Origin of the sequence: Rudaeicoccus suwonensis (genome assembly GCF_007829035.1) — a bacterium.
GTDB classification, from domain to species: domain Bacteria; phylum Actinomycetota; class Actinomycetes; order Actinomycetales; family Dermatophilaceae; genus Rudaeicoccus; species Rudaeicoccus suwonensis.
In genome coordinates this window covers 2,449,248-2,465,160 of the sequence record NZ_VIVQ01000001.1, presented here as the reverse complement: position 1 = coordinate 2,465,160, position 15,913 = coordinate 2,449,248, and the positions used below count along the sequence as shown (strand labels likewise).

The following is a 15,913-nucleotide window of genomic DNA, read 5'->3' as shown; positions in this document are numbered from 1 at the left end:
TTGCGGGGGAGGGTACGACCCTCGGCCTGCGCGTCATGCCGCTGGCCGAGCCGGCCGATCTGGATGTCGTCGTGCCGCTTGCAAGCGTCGCCGATCGTATGGCGAAGCCCGATCCGCAGGCTGGTCTAGAGGTGCCGCCGCAGCGAGTGGTGACCAGTTGGGCTGCAATCTCGCCGCCACGCTCGGGCTGGCGACACCTTGGTGCGGTTCCGGTCGACAACCTCCGTCAGATCGCGCACGACGGCATCGCCGAGATCGCAGCGGGTGCCCCCGCCGGCTCGGGTGCGGCAGCTGTCGAGACCTTGCGGCAGCAGGTGTGGGCACGCGGCAACCCGATGCCCGGCGCTGCGGACGGACTGCCCGCGAGCGTGGCGTTTGCGGCATACGTGCTGGGCTTCCTGGCCGGTGAGTCGGCCGAGGTGTATGCCGCAGCGCGCTGGCACCGGCTCACGACACCTGCCGGCCACGTCCTGGTGCGCTGAGGCCGGCAGCGGTCGGTTCAGCCGTCGATCCAGCGCGACACAATCACGCGCGAGGAGTCAGCCAGACCGCGCAGTCAGGCGGCAGTTCGTCGGAGATGCCCGGCTGGCTTGCGACCAGGATTGCCGAATTCGCAGGAAGCACAATCGGTTTCGCGCCCAGATTGACCAACACCGTGGCTGTCCGGCGAGCCTGGATCTCATAGGCGACCACGTCCGGGCCGAAGTCGAGCTCGCGCAGACCGCCTTCGCCCAGATCGAATTCGCGCCGCACCCACAGCAGAGTGCGATAGAGCTCCAGAGTCGAACCGGTCACGCCATCCTGCTGGTCGACGGCCAGATCGGCATACTCGCCGGGCTGCGGCAACCAAGGATCGCCGCCAGGGCCGAAACCGTGAGTGGGGGCGTCTTTGACCCACGGCATCGGAATCCGGCAGCCGTCACGGCCGAGTTCGGCTCCGCCCGTACGTGCGAAGGTCGGATCTTGGCGAGCGTCGTCCGGTAGGCCGGTGTGTTCGGGCAGGCCGAGCTCTTCACCCTGGTAGATGTAGGCACCGCCGGGCAGCGCGAGCATGAGCATCGTCGCGGCGCGGGCACGGCGCAGCCCCAGCGCGGCATCAGGCTGAGGATCGTCGGCGCCGATGCCATTCGGGCGCGGATTACCGACAGGCAGCCCGAGGCGCGACGCGTGGCGCACGACGTCGTGATTGGACAACACCCAGGTTGTCGGTGCGCCCACCTCGTCGTTCGCCTGGTACGAGTCGGCGATGGAGGAGCGCAGTGCGGCCGCCTCCCATGGCGTCTGCATGAACTCGAAGTTGAACGCCTGCTGGAATTCATCGGGACGCACATACATCGCTGCCCGGTCGGCCGGCTGCACCCACGCCTCGGCGCACATCGCGCGCGAACTGTCGTCGCCGCCGCCATACGAGTCGAGCACACCGCGCCAGTGGCGGTAGATCTCGTGCACCTGGTCCTGGTCCCACATCGGGGGCTTTCCGTCGTCCTTGAGGTCGAGCATGTTGAGCGGTCCAGCCCAGTCGGGCAATCCCTCGGCCTTGATCAGCCCATGCGCGACATCGACGCGGAAGCCGTCGGCACCTCGATCCAGCCAGAACCGCAGCACGTCGTCGAATTCGTCTCGCACCTGCTGGTCGTGCCAGTTGAGGTCGGGCTGCTTGACGTCGAACAGGTGCAGATACCACTGCCCCGGGCGGCCGTCGGCCTCGGTGACACGCGTCCACGCAGGTCCGCCGAAAACGCTCTGCCAGTTGTTCGGTGGCAGTGCACCGTCAGCGCCCGTGCCCTCGCGGAACATGTAGCGCCCGCGCTCGCGACTGCCCGGACCTGCCGCCAGAGCCGCGCGGAACCACGCGTGCTCATCGGAGGTGTGGTTCGGCACGAGGTCGACGATGACCTTCAGGTTCAGCTCGTGCGAGGTGGCGATGAGCTGATCGGCATCAGCAAGAGTGCCGAAGATCGGGTCGACGTCGCGGTAGTCGGCAACGTCATACCCGGCATCGGCCTGCGGCGACGGATAGAACGGCGACAACCAGATTGCATCGACGCCAAGGGTTTTCAGGTACGGCAGGCGTGCCGTGATGCCCGGCAGGTCGCCGATGCCGTCAGCGTTGGAGTCTGCCCATGAGCGTGGGTAGATCTGGTAGATCACCGCGCGGCGCCACCACTCGGCGTCCGGGCGGGCAGTGTGAAGTATGTCGGCGCTGGTCGCCCCGGTGGTCGTGGTTGTCGGTGCAGTCATCGTGCGTCAGTCCTCCCAGGCGTTGACCATCGAGTACGCCGCGCGCGTCAGGTAGTCGCGCAGCATCGCGTCGTGCGCGGCGTCCAGCTCGAGGCTGTCGACACCGGCCATCATGTGCAGCAACCAGCGGTCGCGCTGATCGGGTGTCACTCGAAAAGGCATGTGCCGCATACGAAGTCGAGGGTGGCCGCGTTCCTGACTGTAGGTGGTCGGGCCGCCCCAGTACTGCTCGAGAAAGCCGCGCAGCCGCTCCTCGGCGGGGCCGAGATCCTCCTCCGGATAGAGCGCCCGCAGCGTCGGGTCGCCCTCGACACCGCGGTAGAACTCACGCACCAACTTCTCGAAGGTGGCGTGACCGCCGACCTCGTCGTAAAACGTGTTCGTCACGGAGACGATCCTTTCAGGTCGTCGGGGGAGTGAGGTATGGCGGCAGTTGTGGCCCCTTCACGCCGGCTGCATCCAGCGCCAGCTTGGCGCGCTCGCGGATTTCGCGGCCGACGGCATACTGCTCGTTCGGCAGACACTTGGCGGTGATCCGCAGGGTCACCACGCCGCCGGTGACGGACTCGACGCCTGCCACGGTTGGTTCCTCCAAAAGTTTGTCGTTCCAGGGAGATTCGCTGTCGATCGCCTTGACGACATCGCGCAGCACCTGCAGAGCGTGCTCGACGGATTCGTCATACCCGATCGGTATGTCGATCAATCCGACCGCCCAGCCTTGAGACTGGTTGCCGACGCGCGCGATCGCGCCGTTGCGGACGTACCACACCACTCCGCTGCCGTCGCGCACCCGCGTGATGCGCAGGGTGACCTCCTCGACCGTGCCGATCGCCTCACCGGTGTCGATGACGTCGCCCACGCCGTACTGATCCTCCAGGATCATGAAGATGCCGGAGAGGAAGTCCTTGACCAGGCTCTGTGAACCGAAACCGATGGCGACCCCACCGACTCCGGCCGAGGCCAGCAACGGCGCCAGCGGCACGCCGAGAGCACCCATCGCGGTGAGCGCGGCGATGCCGAAGATGAGGATCGTGGTCACCGACCGCAGCAACGAACCCATCGTCGCGGCGCGCTGGATGCGTCGCTCGGAATCCAGGCCGGTCGCCTGCCGCAGGACTCGCCCGGCGCGACCGGTCTCGGGGCGTTCGTGGGTGCGGTCCTCCATGAGCCGAACGACCCGCCGGATCGCGCGGTGGACGAGCCATCGAAGGGCCACTGCGCCGATGATGATGCACACCACCATCAGGGGCGTGCCGACGAACCACTCCCAAGGTGAAGTGGAGGTCTTGCTGTCCAGATGCAGATCGGGCATGCGCTCCATCATCGCCGGGACAGCATCGTGCGGTGATGGCGGGCGCTCTGGAAGACTGGTGCATATGCCCGTCCCACCGTCTGCAGCACTGACCCAACTCGCGCACTCCTACGGTGTCGCGACCGAGTTCTGGGACTGGCGCGGCAACCATGTCAGCGTTCCCGTCGACACGATCGTCGCCGTGCTCGCCGCGCTGGATGTGGATGCCGGCACCGATGAAGCGGCTGAACGCGCCCTTGCCGAGCGCGCTCTCGAGCCGTGGCGTCGACAGCTGCCCGCAGTGGTCGTCATGCGTGAGGGCTGGACCCCGTGGGTGCCGGTGCATCTGCCGGAAGGACACGAGTTGACTGCCCGGATCGTGCTCGAGGACGGCGAGGTGCGGTCACTGCGGCAGGTGGAGCATTGGGTCGAACCGCGCAACATCGACGGTTCGATGGTCGCCGAGGCGACTGTCGAGCTGCCCGGTGATCTGCCGTTGGGTTATCACCGGCTCGAGGTGTCGCACGAGGGCGGTCATGCGCAGACATCGGTGATCGTCACGCCGGCCGCGTTGCACCTGCCCGACGCCCTTGAACGCGACTCCGCCTGGGGACTGTTGACTCAGTTGTATTCGGTGCGTTCGGACCGGTCGTGGGGGATCGGCGATGCAGCCGATCTGGCTGAGCTCGGCACGTGGGCCGCGCGCCAGGGCGCCGATTTCGTGCTGATCAACCCGATCCACGCGGCCGAACCCGTCGCGCCGATGGAGCCTTCGCCATACCTGCCGACCTCGCGCAGGTTCGTCAACCCGATGTACATCCGGGTCGAGGAGGTCGCCGAACTCGGTTATCTCTCCGCCGCGCAGCACCAGCTGGTCGAGTGGCACAGCGACGACGCGCGCCGGCTGAACGCTCTGCCGCACCTTGATCGCGATGCCAGCTGGCAGTCCAAACAGGCCGCGTTGAAGATGATCTTCCGCACCGAGCGCACCCACCGGCGGCGTCGCGATTTCGAGAGCTTCTGCGAGCGCGAGGGGCAGGGTCTGCAGGACTACGCGACGTGGTGCGCCATGGTGCTCGAACGGGGTCTGCCGTGGCGGGACTGGCCGGCGGAGCTGCAGGATCCGCGTAGCGAAGCCGTCGCCAAGGAGCGGCACCGGTTGGCTGAGGAGGTCGAGTTCCAGTGCTGGCTGCAGTGGATCGTGCAGTCGCAGTTCATCGACGCACAACGTGAACTCCTTGCTGCCGGAATGAAACTCGGGGTTCTGCACGACCTCGCAGTGGGCGTGCATCCCGACGGCGCCGAGACGTGGGCGTTGGGCGACGTGCTCGCGAAGGGTGTGAGCGTCGGCGCCCCGCCGGACGACTACAACCAGCTGGGTCAGGACTGGAGTCAGCCGCCGTGGCGTCCGGATCGCTTGGCCGAGCTTGACTACGCGCCGTACCGGGACATGCTGCGGACAGCGTTACGTATGGCGGGTGGCCTGCGCGTCGACCACATTCTCGGCCTGTTCCGCCTCTGGTGGGTGCCGTCAGGGGCGCAGCCGTTGGAGGGGACGTACGTCCGCTACGACCACGAGGCGATGGTGGGCATCCTCGCGCTCGAAGCACAGCGCGCGGGTGCGGTCATCATCGGGGAAGACCTCGGCACGGTCGAGGACTGGGTGCGCGACTACCTGGCCGGACGTGGGATCTTCGGCACGTCGATCTTGTGGTTCGAGCGGCAGGACAGTGATGCGCCCAAGCCTCCGGAGACCTACCGCAAGTTGTGCCTGGCGAGCGTGACGACGCACGACCTGCCGCCGACGGCCGGCTACCTGCAAGGTGAGCACGTCACCGTCCGGCACGAACTCGGTTTGCTGACAAGGTCGTTGGAGGAAGAGCTCGACCAGGACTCCAAGCAGCGCGACGCGGTGCTGGACGAGTTGCACTCGCGTGGACTGTTGCGCAAGGGCGCGACCGTCGACGACCAGGTCGACGCACTGCACAAGTTCATGACGTGGACCCCGAGCAAACTGCTGGGTGTCTCGGTCAACGACCTTGCCGGCGACGTGCGCACCATCAACCAGCCGGGCACCTATGAGGAGTACCCCAACTGGCGGCTTCCGATGGCCGGTCCCGACCGACAGCCAGTGACACTGGATCAGTTGATGGTGTCCAGGCGGGCAAAGCGGCTCATCAAGGGTGTCACCCGCCGCAACCCCATCTGATCTGACGGAGTGTTCCTTGCCGTCGCCGGAATCTTGTCGCCTGAAACCGTCGCTTGCCGTCGCCGGAACGGTCGCCTGCTGTCGGCGGATTCTTGTCGCCTGATGTCTGCCAGGTGATGAGGCCACAGCAGCCACAGAAATAACGGCTGGGTGGTTGAGATGTCCATTACTTCCGCCGGAAGACCAGATACCGGTAAGTAATCGACTTCTCAACCACATGCTTGCAACGCGGGTCGCGGCGATGGGACGTCTACGCGCGACCGAACTGCGACCGAGCCGACGTGCCTGGTGGGCACCCAGTGGTCCGGAGTCGGTCGAACTCGCGGGGGTGTTACGCGTCGTGCTCCTGTGCGGTGACGGCCACCTGCACGATGTCGCGGTTCTCCGCGACCAGTCGCCGCAGACCGGCCGGAGCCTCCGGATTCTCATCAAGCCACCGCTGCGACGCCTCCAGCAACGCAGGGCTGGCCAGCGCGATCGGATACGCCAACTGCACCAGCGACGAGGCGATCGCGAAGGTCCGCTGCTCCCACAGCGGCAACAGGGCCGCGTGGAACAACTCGACATACGGCTCGAGCACCGTCGTGTCGTGCACTCGCCCGAAGCCCAGGGCCACCGCTCGCACGGTCTCGTTCGGCAGCGCGTCGCTCTCGATCATGTCGTGCCACGCCTGCTGCTTGGCGGCCGCCGTGGGGTATGTCGCACGCACGCCCGCCGCCCGCGCGATTCCGGTCGCGGTGCGGTCTGCCGCCAGCTGGTTCTCGACCTCGGTGTCGTCGAGCACGCCGGCCGCCGCGAGCGAGGCCAGCAGGGTCCAGCGCATGTCGGTGTCCAGGGTCAGCCCGGCCAGCGCGGTGGTGCCTTCCAACAGCCCGCGGATGTAGGCGACATCGGTGTCGCGCCGCGCCATCCGGGCGAAGGACTGCACCAACTGCAACTGGGCATCACTGCCCGGCGCTGCGGCGATCAGCGAAGACCGCAGCGAGGTCGCCACGTGATCCGCCGTTTCAGAGCGATGCTCGGGTCGCACGAACGAGGTCAGATTGCCCGCCGCTCCCGACGTCAGGAAGACCGTCGTCGCACCGGTCACCTGCATCAACAGACACTGTCGCAACGATGAATCGGTCTCTGCCGCAACGGCTTCCATCGCATATGCGATGTACCGCCGAGCGCCGAGCTCGCCGTCGCGGGCCATGTCCCACAGCGCACCCTGCACGACGGCCCGCGTGAGCGAGTCAGGAATGCCGGTCGGGTGCTGCAGCACCACCGCCAGTGACGAGTCGTCCAGTCGCACCTTGCCGTAGGTGAGGTCCTGATCGTTGATGAGCAAGAGGTCGGGGCGACGGCGCCCGGTCATCGCCGACACCTCGGTCACCGATCCGTCGACGTCGGTCTCGACGCTGTCGGTGCGCACCAGGTGACCGTCCTGCAGCTCGTAGCACCCGATGGCCAACCGGTGTGTCCGCAGCACGGGGTACTCCGCGGCAGCGGTCTGCTCGATGACGAATCGCGTGATCACGCCGTCCGCATCGGTGTCGACGACCGGCCGGAGAGTGTTGACGCCACAGGTGCGCAACCACTGCTCGTTCCAGCTGCCGAGATCACGACCGGAGGTCTGCTCCAGCTCGCCCAACAGGTCGTCGAACGTGGTGTTGCCCCACTTGAATTTGTTGAAGTACGAACGCAATCCGGCCACAAAGGGATCGCGCCCGACATACGACACGAGCTGCTTGAGCACCGACGCACCCTTTGCGTAGGTGATGCCGTCGAAGTTCGCTTCGACGTCTTCGAGGTGGCGCATGTTGGCGTAGACCGGGTGGGTGGAGGACTGCTGGTCCTGCCGGTACGCCCACGTCTTCTCGCTCGCGGCGAACGTGGTCCAGGCGGTGTCCCACTGGGTGGCCTCGGCCTGACATACGCTGGACGCCCACTCGGCGAAGGACTCATTGAGCCACAGGTCGTCCCACCAGCGCATCGTCACCAGGTCGCCGAACCACATGTGCGCGAGTTCGTGCAGCACGGTCAGGGCCCGCCGCTCGACGATCGCCTCGGCGACCTGCGTGCGGAAGATGTACGTGTCGGTGATCGTGACGCAGCCGGCGTTCTCCATCGCGCCCGCGTTGAACTCCGGCGTGAAGATCTGGTCGTACTTCGCGAACGGATACGGCTCGTCGAAGGTCCGCTCGAAGAACTCGAAGCCTCGCTTGGTGGTGTCGAAAAGGCTCTCAGCGTCGAGGTGTTCGCGCTGCGACTCCCGGCAGAACAACCCCAGCGGGATCGTGCCGCCCGCCGCCTCGACCTGGTCGCGGACGACGGCATACGGCCCCGCGACTAGAGCCGTCACGTATGACGCGAGCCGGGGCGTCGGCTCGAAACGCCACGTCGCGGTCGGCTCGGACTCGCCCTTCACATTGACGTATGTCGCGTCCGCCGGCTGGGGGGCGGGAGTCGGCTGGTTGGAGATGATCTGCCACCGCGCGGGCGCGGTGACGGTGAAAGCGAAGGTGGCTTTGAGATCGGGCTGGTCGAAGACGGCGAACACGCGCCGGCAGTCGGCCACCTCGAACTGCGTGTAGAGGTAGACCTCGTCGTCGGCCGGGTCGACGAACCGGTGCAGGCCCTCGCCGGTGTTCATGTAGGCGCCGGTCGCCTCGATCACGAGGGTGTTGTCGGCGGCAACGCTCGGCAGTGAGATCCGGGCGCCGTCGAAATGTGTTGCCGGATCGATGGATTCGCCATTGAGGGTGATCGCCTCGACGGACGGCCCGATGAAGTCGATGAAAAGCCCGTCCGCAGACGGCGAGGCGGTGAAACGCACCTGCGACCTCGTCGGGAACGTGCTCGCCCCGGTCGTCAGATCGAGGGCGACGTCATACGACTCGACTGATACGGCTGTCGCGCGCTGCTGCGCTTCTTCGCGGGTCAGATTGGTTGCGGGCACAGTGACGAACTCCATCGCGCGTTCAAGTGGGTGATTGCCTGATGAGACGAGTCGCATCCTCGCACAGGAAGGTCGGTGGCAGGATGAGGGCTTGTGACCACAGACCAGGCGCAGACGCGCTCCTCAGCCGAAATGTTCTTCGACCCGCTGTGCCCCTGGGCGTGGATGACCTCGCGGTGGCTGCTACAGGTCGAACAGGTGCGCCCGGTCGACATCACCTGGTCGGTCATGTCGCTGTCGGTGCTCAACGAGAACCGCGAAGGTCTCCCGGACAGCTACAAGGCGATGCTGTCGCGCGGTTGGGCACCGGTGCGCCTGGTGATCGCCGCGGCTCGCGAGCACGGTGACGAGGTCAAGAAGGCGCTGTATGACGCCATCGGGCACCGCTTCCACCTGGAGCAGCGCGGTCAGGACGAGGCGTCCCAGCGCGAGGTGCTGCAGGAGGCATTGGCCGAGGTCGGTCTGCCCGCGGACCTGATCCGCTTCGCCGACAACGTTCCCGGTGACGACATCGACCAGTTGTTGCGCGCATCCCATCAGCGCGCCATCGACCTGGTCGGCGATGACGTCGGCACGCCCGTGGTGGCGGTCGAAGGCACCGCGTTCTTCGGTCCGGTCGTGACGCCCGCCCCCAAGGGCGAAGCCGCGGGCAAGCTCTGGGACGGCTGCCTGCTGGTGGCCGCGACGCCCGGTTTCTACGAGATCAAGCGGACCCGCTCTGTCGGTCCGGACTTCAGCTGAGGGGCGGCAGCGATGAGGGTGCACATCGGCGGTGACCACGCGGCATACGAGATGGGCCGTGCCCTGGTGCAGTGGCTGGGCGACGAGGGCTATGACGTGGTCGACCACGGCGCCACGACGTATGACGCAGTCGACGACTACCCGGTCTTCGTGCTGCGCGCGGCGCAGGGCGTGGCGCAGGACCCCGGTTCCCTGGGCATCGTGCTCGGTGGATCGGGCAACGGCGAGCAGATGGCGGCCAACAAGGTCGAGGGCATCCGCGCTGCGCTGTGTTACACGCCGGAGCTGGCGCAGCTCGCGCGGCAGCACAACGACGCACAGGTCATCTCGATCGGTGGCCGGTTCACCACGATCGACGAGGCCAAGGCAATGGTCAAGGTCTTCCTGGAGACGCCGTTCTCCGGCGAGCCCCGGCATCAGCGCCGCCTCGACATGGTGTCGGCATACGAGAAAGACGGCTCGCTTCCCCCCGAAGGGTGATCCAGCGCGGGTGCTGGGCGAATCATTGCCCGAAGTTGGCAATGAATGGGTAAGGACTCGGTAAAAATTGCTGATTTCGGAAACGATCTCAGCGATGCTCGCCCCATGGCCATCGACGTTTCGCTATCCTCCCGGCGCATCAGCCGGACGCACACCGGTTCCGGTGTGGCGTGGAGCGATTCCGGTGCCTGTGTGCCCACCCTGCTGAGTCTGGCTTTCCTCGCCACGATCGCGACCGTCGAGTGGCCGACCTCGACGACGTACGCCGTCTTCATCCCGATCGCCGTTGCTGCCGGGATGCTTCTCGTGCCGCGCCGGGCGATGACGATCTTCGCGGTGCTGGCCGTGATGTTCGTGCTGAGTGTCGCCATCACCCGGTCGGTCGGAGCCTGGTCGGTGGGCGGCGTTCTCGTGATGGTCATGCTGCTCGTGGCTGCCGTCGATCGGCAGCACGCACGCGCCGGTGTGACGCCGGCGGTCGGCAGTTCGATGCTGGTCGATCTGCGCGAACGCCTGCGCGCGCAGGGGCGTCTGCCTGTCCTGCCGAGCGGGTGGAACGTCGAGTCCTGCGTCCAACCTGCGTATGGCGACAGCTTTTCCGGCGACTTCGTCGTCGGTAACTGCCCGACGCCCGATCGTTTCGAGTTGGCCCTGGTCGACGTGTCCGGCAAGGGCTGCACAGCCGCCACCAGATCGCTGCTGCTCGGCGGCGCGTTCGCTGGTCTGCTCGGCGCGATGGAGCCCACGCGCTTCCTGCCCGCCGCCAACGACTACCTCATGCGGCAGGGCTGGTCCGAGGGCTTCGCGACCGCCGTGCACGCATCGATCGACCTGACCAGCGGGCACTTCAGCATCGGTTCGGCCGGGCATCCGTCGGCCATCCACTTCCATGCCGGCTCCCGCAGGTTCACCCAGGTCTCGGGCGCCTCGGGCGTGCTGCTCGGAGTGATGGACCGCCAAGGCCCGGGCGACTTCGTCCGCGCCGAAGGCAGCCTGGAGCGCGGTGACGCGTTGATGTTCTTCACCGACGGGATGATCGAGCAGCCGGGTGTCGACCTGGCACAGGGCATCGACCGCATGCTCGGGCATGCCGATCGTGAGCTCATGTCTCAGATGCGCGGCGCTGCCGCCCGAATCTGCGCCATCGGATCCGGCGGTGAGGCCGACGACCGTGCGGTCGTGGTCGTCTGGCGCGACTGACCGCGGTCACGTTCATCTCGGGTGGCGGCCCCAGTCCCGTGTCGGCGGGGCAACTGCCGGTCAGCGAAAGACGCTCGGCGGCAGCAAGGTCGGTGCGAAGAGCGGGCGACGAGAATCGAACTCGCGTCATCAGTTTGGAAGACTGAGGCTCTACCATTGAGCTACGCCCGCGTGGTCCCGGCTGCCCGCCGTGCAGGTGCTGGTTCCGGGGCGTTAGCCTACTGCCCGCCATACATCGCGCTCGCACCGGGCTGATGGCGGCGAGTTTGACCACGGGGTATGGCGCAGCTTGGTAGCGCGTCCGCTTTGGGAGCGGAAGGCCGCCGGTTCGAATCCGGCTACCCCGACAGCTAGCATTGCTTGCCAGTGCGTGGCAATACCGCCATGCCAGCGGCCCGGGATTCGATCCCGCTGGTCCTGTCACCATCACCATTTGGAGTCTCAGCAGTGAAGAGTGCCGTGGAGAACCTGAGCCCGACTCGGGTCAAGCTGACCGTCGAGGTCCCCTTCGAGGAGCTCAAGCCGAGCTTGGACGCGGCATACGCCACGATCGGTTCGCAGATCCAGGTTCCTGGTTTTCGCAAGGGCAAGGTGCCGGCGCGCATCATCGACCAGCGGGTCGGCCGCGGTGCCGTGCTGCAGGAGGCCGTCAACGACGCGCTGCCGAACTTCTACGGCCAGGCGCTCACCGAGAACAACGTGCGCCCGCTGGGTCAGCCCGAGGTCGACATCACCGACGTGCCCGCCGATGACGACAGTGCCCTGAAGTTCAACGTCGAGGTCGACACCGTTCCTGAGTTCGAGCTCCCCGACTTCTCCGCGCTGACCGTCGAGGTCGACCCGCTGGAGGTCGGCGAGGAGGACACCGAGGCTGAACTGCAGTCGCTGCGCGAGCGTTTCGCCACGCTGGCCGCTGTCGAGCGCGCCGCCGCCGACGGTGACTCGGTCACGATCGACCTGGTCGCCACCATCGGCGACGAGGAGATCGACAATGTCACCGGTGTGTCCTACCTGGTCGGCTCCGGCAACATGCTCGAGGGCATGGACGAAGCCGTCACCGGTCTGAGCGTCGGCGAGTCCAAGACCTTCACCGCTGCCCTCGCCGGTGGCGAACACGAGGGTGAGGACTCCGAGGTCACCGTGACCGTGCAGGGCGTCAAGGAACGTCAGCTGCCCGAACTCGACGACGAGTTCGCCCAGCTCGCCTCCTCGCACGACACGATCGAGGAACTGCGCGTCGAGGTCGCCGAACAGGCCGAGCGCAACAAGCGTTTCCAGCAGGGCGTGCAGGCACGCGACAAGGCCCTCGAGCAGATCCTGGACACCCTGGACCTGCCGCTGCCGGACTCCGTGATCGAGGCCGAGGTCAACCAGCACCTCGAGGGCGAGGACCGCATGGAGGACGACGAGCACCGCGCCGAGGTCGACGCCGAAACCCGTCGTGCGTTCAAGACCCAGCTGATCCTGGACAAGATCGTCGAACGCGACGAGGTGCAGGTGTCGCAGGAGGAGCTCATCGAGTACCTCATCATGTCGGCGCAGCAGTACGGCATGGATCCCAACCAGTTCGCGCAGGCCCTCGACCAGCAGGGCCAGGTCCCCGCGATCATGGGCGAGGTCGCCCGCCGCAAGGCGCTCGCCTCGATCCTGGACGTCGTCAAGGTCGTCGACACCAACGGTGACGTGGTCGACCTCAACGCCCTCGACGAAGACGACGAGGACGATGTCGCTGCCGAGGACGAGGCTGACGAGGCCGGTTCCGAGGACCTCGACGCCGAGGTCACCGAGAAGGCCTGACCTGGAGCGTCATACCTGCCGGTATGACCCCGAGAACGTATGACGGAACGCCCCGCGCCACCTGGTGCCGGGGCGTTTCGTCATACCGGTGAAGATCCGCGATTTCGCCTGTGGCGAACATCGGCCCGATCGGGGACGAAGACGGCGGACGCTGGCGTTAGGGTCCATGAAGTGCACAACCCGCACCACGACATGATGGAGACGAGCGTGAGCAACGCACAGGAGGTGTCGATGGCCACCGAAAGCTCGATGGGCCTTGACGACCAGATCTACAACCGCCTGCTCAGGGAACGGATCATCTTCCTCGGTTCCGACGTCCGCGACGACAACGCCAACGCGATCTGCGCGCAGTTGTTGCTGTTGGCGGCCGAGGACCCGGAGAAGGACATCTGGCTGTACATCAACAGCCCCGGTGGCTCGATCTCGGCCGGCATGGCGATCTTCGACACGATGAACTGGATCCCCAACGACGTCGCAACCGTCGCGATGGGTATGGCTGCGAGCATGGGCCAGTTCCTGCTGTCGGCGGGTACGCCGGGCAAGCGCTACGCCACGCCGCACGCACGCGTCATGATGCACCAGCCGTCCGGCGGTATCGGCGGCACGGCCTCCGACATCAAGATCCAGGCAGAGCAGCTGGTGTTCATCAAGCGGCAGATGGCCGAGCTCATCGCCGAGCACACCGGCCAGACCGTCGAGCAGATCACCAGCGACTCCGACCGTGACCGCTGGTTCTCCGCTCAGGAGGCCAAGGACTACGGCTTCGTCGACCACGTCTTCGAGCGTTCGACCGACGCACCGGGCGGGGGCCACTGATGACCGATTACCTGGGAGCACAGATGAATTCGCCGTATGCCGGACTCCGCGCACCGCAGCCGACCAATCGCTACATCCTGCCGCAGTTCGAGGAGCGCACCTCCTACGGCATGAAGCGCTCCGACCCCTACAACAAGCTTTTCGAGGACCGCATCATCTTCCTCGGGGTGCAGGTCGACGACGCGTCGGCGGACGACGTCATCGCGCAGCTGATCGTGCTCGAGAGCCAGGATCCCGACCGCGACATCCTGATGTACATCAACTCACCCGGTGGCTCCTTCACCGCGCTCACTGCGATCTACGACACGATGCAGTACATCCAGCCGGACGTGCAGACCTTCGTCGTCGGGCAGGCCGCCTCCGCAGCCGCGGTGCTGCTGGGCGCGGGCGCTCCCGGCAAGCGGTTCGCGCTGCCGAACGCGCGCATCCTGATCCACCAGCCGGCGATGGAGGGCACGGGTGGCACCGCCTCCGACCTCGAGGTCACGGCCAACGAGATCTTCCGGATGCGTGAGTGGCTCGAGCAGACGCTGGCCAAGCACACCGGACGCACCGCCGAAGAGGTCGAGAAGGACATCGAGCGCGACAAGATCCTCACCGCCGCGCAGGCCAAGGAGTACGGCCTGATCGACCAGGTGCTGTCCAGCCGCAAGGCGTCCGCACAGTAGTACCCGCAGGTTTTTCGTCTCGTATGCCGGGGCCGTCAGCACATGACGTCCCCGGCATACGAACGTCTGTGACGGGTGTGACTCGACCGGCGATTTCGCCATCAGCGGACAGGCGTGACTTGATGCCCGACACCGGGATTCAATGTCATGAGTGAGCGCGCCGTCGGGGTAGCGTCGCCACAGCACAGCTTGTCGACGGCAGGCTGGTCAGAGGTGTTCGCGATCGGAGAGGAAGCCACGTGGCACGCATGGGAGAGGGCGGCGACCTGCTGAAGTGCTCGTTCTGCGGAAAGAGCCAGAAGCAGGTCAAGAAACTCATCGCCGGGCCGGGCGTCTACATCTGCGACGAGTGCATCGACCTGTGCAACGAGATCATCGAGGAGGAGCTCGCCGAGACCTCCGACCTGGGGCTGGAACAGTTGCCCAAGCCCAAAGAGATCTTCGAGTTTCTCGAGCAGTATGTCGTCGGGCAGGAGACCGCCAAGCGCGCGCTGGCCGTTGCCGTCTACAACCACTACAAGCGCATCCAGGCCGCCGAGCAGTCTGCGTCGGCCAAGAAGGATGGCCAGAGCGTCGAGATCGCCAAGTCCAACATCCTGCTGATCGGCCCGACCGGCTGCGGCAAGACCTACCTCGCGCAGACGCTCGCCCGGATGCTCAACGTTCCCTTCGCCATCGCCGACGCCACGGCGCTGACCGAGGCGGGCTATGTCGGCGAGGACGTCGAGAACATTCTGCTCAAACTCATCCAGGCCGCCGACTTCGATGTGAAGAAGGCCGAGACGGGCATCATCTACATCGACGAGGTCGACAAGGTCGCCCGCAAGAGCGAGAACCCCTCGATCACCCGTGACGTGTCCGGTGAGGGCGTCCAGCAGGCGTTGCTGAAGATCCTCGAAGGCACCACCGCGAGCGTGCCGCCGCAGGGCGGTCGCAAGCACCCACACCAGGAGTTCATCCAGATCGACACCACGAACGTGCTGTTCATCGTCGGTGGCGCCTTCGCGGGGTTGGAGAAGATCATCGAGGCCCGTACCGGTCGCCAGGGTCTGGGCTTCGGTTCGGAGCTGCGGACCGCCAAGGACCCGCTGACCAGCTTCTCCGACGTGCTGCCCGAGGATCTGATGAAGTTCGGCCTGATCCCGGAGTTCATCGGGCGTCTGCCGATCATCACCACGGTGGAGCCGCTGGACCGCGAGGGTCTGGTGTCGATCCTCACCGAGCCGCGCAACGCGCTGGTGAAGCAGTACGAAAAGATGTTCGAGATCGACGGGGTCGAGCTCGAGTTCAGTCAGGACGCTGTCGAGGCGGTTGCCGAGCAGGCGATGCTGCGTGGCACAGGTGCCCGTGGGCTGCGTGCGATTCTCGAGGAGGTCCTGTTGCCGGTGATGTTCGACGTCCCGAGCGACGACGACATCGCCCGGGTGGTCATCACCCGCGAGGTTGTGCTCGACAACGTCAACCCGACGATCGTGCGACGCGACACCACGCCGACCCGCAAACGCCCGCCGCGCAAGGAATCCGCCTGA

General features: G+C 66.3%; 13 protein-coding genes and 2 tRNA genes. 10 read left to right on the top strand and 5 right to left on the bottom strand.

Going from position 1 to position 15,913, the window contains the following annotated elements:
- Positions 1–482: DUF8185 domain-containing protein (locus BKA23_RS17665; RefSeq protein ID WP_170226469.1), on the top strand; the 482-nt coding region annotated here is incomplete at its 5' end.
- Positions 483–525: 43 nt separating this feature from the next.
- On the opposite strand, the gene BKA23_RS11185 is transcribed toward BKA23_RS17665, so the two are convergent.
- Genes BKA23_RS11185 through BKA23_RS11175 form a run of 3 tightly spaced genes read right to left on the bottom strand, consistent with a single transcriptional unit; the run spans position 526 to position 3,553 of the window.
- Positions 526–2,241 carry a glycoside hydrolase family 13 protein gene (locus BKA23_RS11185; RefSeq protein WP_145228011.1) on the bottom strand — a complete coding sequence of 572 codons (1,716 nt, stop codon included), beginning with the start codon at positions 2,239–2,241 and terminating at the stop codon, positions 526–528.
- A gap of 6 nt (positions 2,242–2,247) precedes the next feature.
- Positions 2,248–2,628 (bottom strand): globin, encoded by a 381-nt coding sequence (locus tag BKA23_RS11180; protein WP_145228009.1) that lies wholly within the window; start codon positions 2,626–2,628, stop codon positions 2,248–2,250.
- 13 nt (positions 2,629–2,641) lie between these two features.
- Complete coding sequence (locus tag BKA23_RS11175) at positions 2,642–3,553, bottom strand: mechanosensitive ion channel family protein (protein WP_145228007.1); 912 nt, start codon at positions 3,551–3,553, stop codon at positions 2,642–2,644.
- 64 nt (positions 3,554–3,617) lie between these two features.
- On the opposite strand from BKA23_RS11175, the gene malQ reads away from it, so the two are divergent.
- A complete protein-coding gene (gene malQ / locus BKA23_RS11170) occupies positions 3,618–5,741 on the top strand; it encodes a 4-alpha-glucanotransferase (RefSeq protein ID WP_145228005.1) in 2,124 nt (707 codons plus the stop codon).
- Positions 5,742–6,072: 331 nt separating this feature from the next.
- On the opposite strand, the gene pepN is transcribed toward malQ, so the two are convergent.
- Positions 6,073–8,682 (bottom strand): aminopeptidase N, encoded by a 2,610-nt coding sequence (gene pepN / locus BKA23_RS11165; RefSeq protein WP_145228003.1) that lies wholly within the window; start codon positions 8,680–8,682, stop codon positions 6,073–6,075.
- Between the two features lie 132 nt (positions 8,683–8,814).
- Between pepN and BKA23_RS11160 the strand changes: the two genes are divergently transcribed.
- From BKA23_RS11160 to BKA23_RS11150, 3 genes are all read left to right on the top strand, one after another.
- On the top strand, positions 8,815–9,423 hold the full coding sequence (locus BKA23_RS11160) for a mycothiol-dependent nitroreductase Rv2466c family protein (protein WP_145228493.1): 609 nt from the start codon (positions 8,815–8,817) through the stop codon (positions 9,421–9,423).
- A gap of 12 nt (positions 9,424–9,435) precedes the next feature.
- On the top strand, positions 9,436–9,903 hold the full coding sequence (locus BKA23_RS11155; protein ID WP_145228000.1) for a ribose-5-phosphate isomerase: 468 nt from the start codon (positions 9,436–9,438) through the stop codon (positions 9,901–9,903).
- A gap of 105 nt (positions 9,904–10,008) precedes the next feature.
- Positions 10,009–11,103 (top strand): PP2C family protein-serine/threonine phosphatase, encoded by a 1,095-nt coding sequence (locus BKA23_RS11150; protein WP_170226468.1) that lies wholly within the window; start codon positions 10,009–10,011, stop codon positions 11,101–11,103.
- Positions 11,104–11,203: 100 nt separating this feature from the next.
- Here the strand turns inward: BKA23_RS11150 and BKA23_RS11145 are convergent.
- Positions 11,204–11,274 (bottom strand) — tRNA-Gly (locus BKA23_RS11145).
- A gap of 102 nt (positions 11,275–11,376) precedes the next feature.
- On the opposite strand from BKA23_RS11145, the gene BKA23_RS11140 reads away from it, so the two are divergent.
- From BKA23_RS11140 to clpX, 5 genes are all read left to right on the top strand, one after another.
- Positions 11,377–11,450 (top strand) — tRNA-Pro (locus BKA23_RS11140).
- Between the two features lie 100 nt (positions 11,451–11,550).
- Positions 11,551–12,900 carry a trigger factor gene (gene tig / locus BKA23_RS11135; RefSeq protein WP_145227996.1) on the top strand — a complete coding sequence of 450 codons (1,350 nt, stop codon included), beginning with the start codon at positions 11,551–11,553 and terminating at the stop codon, positions 12,898–12,900.
- 192 nt (positions 12,901–13,092) lie between these two features.
- Positions 13,093–13,716, top strand: coding sequence for an ATP-dependent Clp protease proteolytic subunit (locus BKA23_RS11130; protein WP_425473775.1), 624 nt, complete (start codon positions 13,093–13,095; stop codon positions 13,714–13,716).
- Positions 13,716–14,384 carry an ATP-dependent Clp protease proteolytic subunit gene (locus BKA23_RS11125; RefSeq protein ID WP_425473766.1) on the top strand — a complete coding sequence of 223 codons (669 nt, stop codon included), beginning with the start codon at positions 13,716–13,718 and terminating at the stop codon, positions 14,382–14,384. The genes BKA23_RS11130 and BKA23_RS11125 overlap by 1 nt, the downstream gene beginning before the upstream one ends.
- A gap of 239 nt (positions 14,385–14,623) precedes the next feature.
- On the top strand, positions 14,624–15,913 hold the full coding sequence (gene clpX, locus BKA23_RS11120) for an ATP-dependent Clp protease ATP-binding subunit ClpX (RefSeq protein ID WP_145227993.1): 1,290 nt from the start codon (positions 14,624–14,626) through the stop codon (positions 15,911–15,913).